The organism is Kitasatospora sp. NPDC007106 (assembly GCF_040634455.1).
Classification (GTDB): domain Bacteria; phylum Actinomycetota; class Actinomycetes; order Streptomycetales; family Streptomycetaceae; genus Kitasatospora; species Kitasatospora arboriphila.
In genome coordinates this window covers 1-4,258 of the sequence record NZ_JBEYFP010000521.1, presented here as the reverse complement: position 1 = coordinate 4,258, position 4,258 = coordinate 1, and the positions used below count along the sequence as shown (strand labels likewise).

4 protein-coding genes are annotated in these 4,258 nt (G+C 76.2%); 2 read left to right on the top strand and 2 right to left on the bottom strand.

Annotation, left to right across the window (positions count from 1 at the left end; genetic code table 11):
• A partial coding sequence (locus ABZ641_RS27560; RefSeq protein WP_359985899.1) for an AAA family ATPase occupies positions 1-961 on the top strand: 961 nt, incomplete at its 5' end.
• 148 nt (positions 962-1,109) lie between these two features.
• The gene (locus ABZ641_RS27555; RefSeq protein WP_344625068.1) at positions 1,110-1,904 is read left to right on the top strand and encodes a DeoR/GlpR family DNA-binding transcription regulator; all 795 of its coding nucleotides are present in this window, start codon (positions 1,110-1,112) and stop codon (positions 1,902-1,904) included.
• A gap of 314 nt (positions 1,905-2,218) precedes the next feature.
• On the opposite strand, the gene ABZ641_RS27550 is transcribed toward ABZ641_RS27555, so the two are convergent.
• Positions 2,219-3,475 (bottom strand): glucarate dehydratase family protein, encoded by a 1,257-nt coding sequence (locus ABZ641_RS27550; RefSeq protein ID WP_359985902.1) that lies wholly within the window; start codon positions 3,473-3,475, stop codon positions 2,219-2,221.
• Positions 3,476-3,555: 80 nt separating this feature from the next.
• Positions 3,556-4,258, bottom strand: a 703-nt coding sequence (locus tag ABZ641_RS27545) for a dihydrodipicolinate synthase family protein (RefSeq protein ID WP_359985896.1), incomplete at its 5' end; no start/stop codon positions are given.

The following is a 4,258-nucleotide window of genomic DNA, read 5'->3' as shown; positions in this document are numbered from 1 at the left end:
GGCGCCGCCGCTCGCCCCCGCCCCGCCGTACCCGCCGCTGCTCGCACCGGCGGCCGGGCCTGCTGCCGGTCCCGCGCTGCTGCCGGCGACGGCCCGGCTGACCAGCGCCGGTCCGGCCCCGGCCGGGGCGGCCGCGATCGCGCCGATCCCAGACTGCCGCCCCGCCGACGAGGCGCTCGCCGAACTGGACGCCCTGGTCGGCCTGGCCACCGTCAAGCAGGAGGTGCGCACCCTGATCGACCTGATCACCGTCGGCCGGCGCCGCCGCAAGGCCGGGCTGAAGGCCCCCTCGCTCCGCCGGCACCTGGCCTTCACCGGCGCCCCCGGCACCGGCAAGACCACGGTCGCCCGGCTGTACGGCGAGATCCTGGCCTCGCTCGGGGTGCTGCAGCGCGGCCACCTCGTCGAGGTGGCCCGGGTCGACCTGGTCGGCGAGCACATCGGCTCCACCGCGATCCGCACCGCCGCCGCCTTCGACCGGGCCCGCGGCGGGGTCCTGTTCATCGACGAGGCGTACGCGCTGGCGCCGGAGGACGGCGGGCGGGACTTCGGCCGGGAGGCGATCGACACCCTGGTGAAGCTGATGGAGGACCACCGGGACGAGGTGGTGGTGATCGTCGCCGGCTACACCGCCGAGATGGAACGCTTCCTCGTCGCCAACCCCGGCCTGTCCTCGCGGTTCTCCCGGACGGTCACCTTCCCCGACTACAGCGCCGACGAGCTGCTGGAGATCGCCCGCGCCCAGTGCGCCGAGCACGAGTACGCGCTCGCCGAGGCGACCGCGAAGGCGCTGCACGAGCACTTCGCCGGACTGGAGCGCGGACCGGCCTTCGGCAACGGCCGGACGGCCCGGCAGGTGTTCGAGACGATGGTGGAGCGGCACGCGATGCGGGTCGCCCAGCTCGCCGACCCGTCCACCGAGGAGCTGCAGCTGCTCGTCCCGGCGGACCTCCCGCTCTGACCGGGCCAGCCGGCCGCGGGCGTTCCCGCCGGCCCGGCGTTGCGGCGTTACCGTCGGCCGCCGGCGTTCTCGGAGTCCCGGGCTTCTCGAGGGCTTCGGCGGCCGGGCCGCGTGCGAGGATGGCCCGGAGCCGACCGCAGGAGGATCCGTGACCGACAACGCCCAGATGCTCGCCGAACAGCGCCGGGCACTGATCCTGGACGAGGTGCGGCGGCGCGGCGGTGTCCGGGTCAACGAGCTCACCCGCCAGTTGAACGTCTCCGACATGACGATCCGTCGGGACCTGGACGCGCTGGCCCGCGTCGGCGCGGTGGAGAAGGTGCACGGCGGCGCGGTGCCGGCCGGTCCGGCCCGCACCCACGAGCCGGGCTTCGCGGCGAAGTCCGCGCTGGAGCTGTCAGCCAAGGAGCAGATCGCCCGGGCGGCCGCCCGGCTGGTCTCGCCCGGCGCGGCGATCGCCCTCTCCGGCGGCACCACCACCTACGCGCTGGCCCGTGAGCTGACCGGGATCGAGCGGCTGACGGTGGTCACCAACTCCGTCCCGGTGTCCGAGGTCTTCGAGCAGGCGCACCGCGCGGGCGGCCCGGCCGCCACCGTGGTGCTGACCGGCGGGGTGCGGACGCCCTCGGACGCGCTGGTCGGCCCGGTGGCGGACCGGGCGATCCGCTCGCTCCGCTTCGACCTGCTGTTCCTCGGCACCCACGGGGTCTCGCCGGAGGCCGGCCTCACCACGCCCAACCTGGCGGAGGCGGAGACCAACCGGACGCTGGTCGCCTCGGCGCGGCGGACGGTGCTGGTGGCCGACCACACCAAGTGGGGCACGGTCGGCCTGTCCACCTTCGCGGAGCTGTCCGAGGTCGACACCTGGGTGACGGACGCCGGGCTGCCTTCCGAGGCGGTGGAGACGGCCCGCGAGCTGATCGACGAGGTCGTCCTCGCCTGAGCCGGCCCGCGGGGGCGCAAGGCGGGGGCTCCTTCCGTCAGGCGGGGGCTCGTCCCGTCAGGCGGGGGCTCGTCCCGTCAGGCGAGGGCGAGGGTGGTGAGGGCGAGCGCAGCCGCGCCGAAGACGACGACGGGGCGGACGTTCTGCAGCACCCACACCCAGCGGGGGAACCCGGACTCCGCCGCCATCAGCAGCGCGGCGGCGTCGGTGCGGGCCGGCTCGGGATCCCCCTTGCGGACGAAGGCGGCCCGGACGGAGGCGGTGGCCGCCGAACTCCCGTCCGTGGTGGTGCCGCGGAGCGGTAGCCGGAGCCGTCACCAGCGCGGGATGCGCCGCCGGTAGGAGGGGTCGGTCCGGCGCCGGTAGCCGGTGTCGTCGCGGGTGCGCAGACCGCAGGTGATGTACTGCTCGTGCAGCCGGGCCAGGGCGTCGCGGTCGAGCTCGACGCCGAGGCCCGGCCCGGTGGGCACCCGGACGGCGCCGTCGGCGAGGGTGAGCGCACCGGGCTCGATCACGTCCTCGCTCCGCCACGGCCAGTGGGTGTCGCAGGCGTGGGTGAGCTCGGGCGAGGCGGCGGCGAGGTGGGTCATCGCGGCGAGGCTGATGCCGAGGTGCGCGTTGGAGTGCATGGACAGCCCGAGCCCGAAGGTGTCGCAGATCCCGGCGAGCAGCCGGGAGCGGTGCAGGCCGCCCCAGTAGTGGTGGTCGGCGAGCACGATCCGCACCGACCTGCGGGCGACCGCCGGCGGCAGGTGCTCGAAGGTCGTGACGCACATGTTGGTGGCGAGCGGGATCGCCGTCCCCCCGGCCACCTCCGCCATGCCGTCCAGGCCCGGGGTCGGGTCCTCCAGGTACTCGAGGACGCCCTCCAGCCGGCGTGCGGTGTCGAGCGCGGTGTCCACCGTCCAGGCGGCGTTCGGGTCCAGGCGCAGCGGCAGTCCGGGGAAGGCCTCGTGCAGGGCGAGGACGGTCTCGGCCTCCTCGTGCGGCGGACGGACCCCGCCCTTGAGCTTCAGCGCGGTGAAGCCGTACGTGTCGACCAGGCGCCGGGCCTGGGCGAGGATGCCGGCGGTGTCCACCGCCTCGCCCCAGTCGTCCGGCGGCCCGCCGGGGTGGCCGGCCCACTTGTGGAAGAGGTAGGCGCTGTACGGGACGGCGTCGCGGACCCGGCCGCCGAGCAGGTCGCTGACGGGCCGTCCGGCGGCGCGGCCCTGGATGTCGAGGCAGGCCACCTCCAGCGGCGAGAAGACCCGGTCCACCGTGGAGGCCGCGGTGATCGGCCCGGTCAGGCCGTGCCGGTCGGAGCCCGTCCGGCCGCCGAGCGCGGCGGCGACCCGGGCGCGCAGCCGGCCGAGGGCGTGCACCGGCAGGCCGGTCACCGCCGCGGCGGCGGTGTGCAGCCGGTCGAGGTGGCCCTCGTCGGCGGTGGTCTCGCCGAGGCCGGTCAGTCCCTGGTCGGTGGCGACCTCGACGACAGCCCGCAGGGCGTACGGCTCGTGCACGCCCACCGCGTTGAGCAGCGGCGGCTCGCGGAAGGCGACGGGGGTGACGGTGACCGCGGTGATCCGCAGCTCCGGCGGGCCGGGCGGGTTCGGCGACTCGGACGGGTGCCGCGACTCGGACGGGTGCGCGGGGTCGGGCCGTGCGGCGGTCAACGGTCGGTGCTTTCCGGGAGGCCGGCGAGGGCGGCCAGCCCGGCGTCGGTGAGGGCGCGCAGCCGGTCGAGGTGCTCGGGTGTGGGGTCGGTCAGCGGGGGCCGGACGCCGCCCACGGCCAGGCCGCGCTGCCGCACCCCCGCCTTCACCAGAGAGACGGCGTAGCCGGGCACTTCGGCGCGCAGTTCCACCAGGGGCAGGTAGAAGGCGGCCAGCAGGCGGCCGACGGAGGACTCGTCCCCGGTGGCGAGGGCGCGGTGGAAGGCGAGGGCGATCTCCGGGACGAAGGCGAACGAGGCGGAGGAGTACCGCCGGACGCCGAGGCCGCGGTAGGCGGGCGCGGTCACCTCGGCGGTGGGCAGGCCGTTGAAGAACCGGAACCGCTTCCCGGAGGGGCGCAGTGCCGTCTCGACGGCCGTGATCATCCGGGCGAGGAGTTCGAGGTCGCCGCAGCCGTCCTTGATGCCGACCACCTGCGGGAGCCGGGCGATCTCGACGGCCGTGCCGACGTCGAGCCGGGCGGTGTCGCGGTGGTACGCGATGAGCGGCAGCCCGCCGGCCTCGGCGACCTGGCGGGTGTAGGCCAGCAGGCCGGACCGCGGGGGCCGGACGAGGTAGGGCGGCATGAGCAGCAGGCCGTCCGCGCCGGCCTCCGCGGCGGACCGGGCGAGGGCGCGGGCGGTGGGCAGCGGTCCGCCG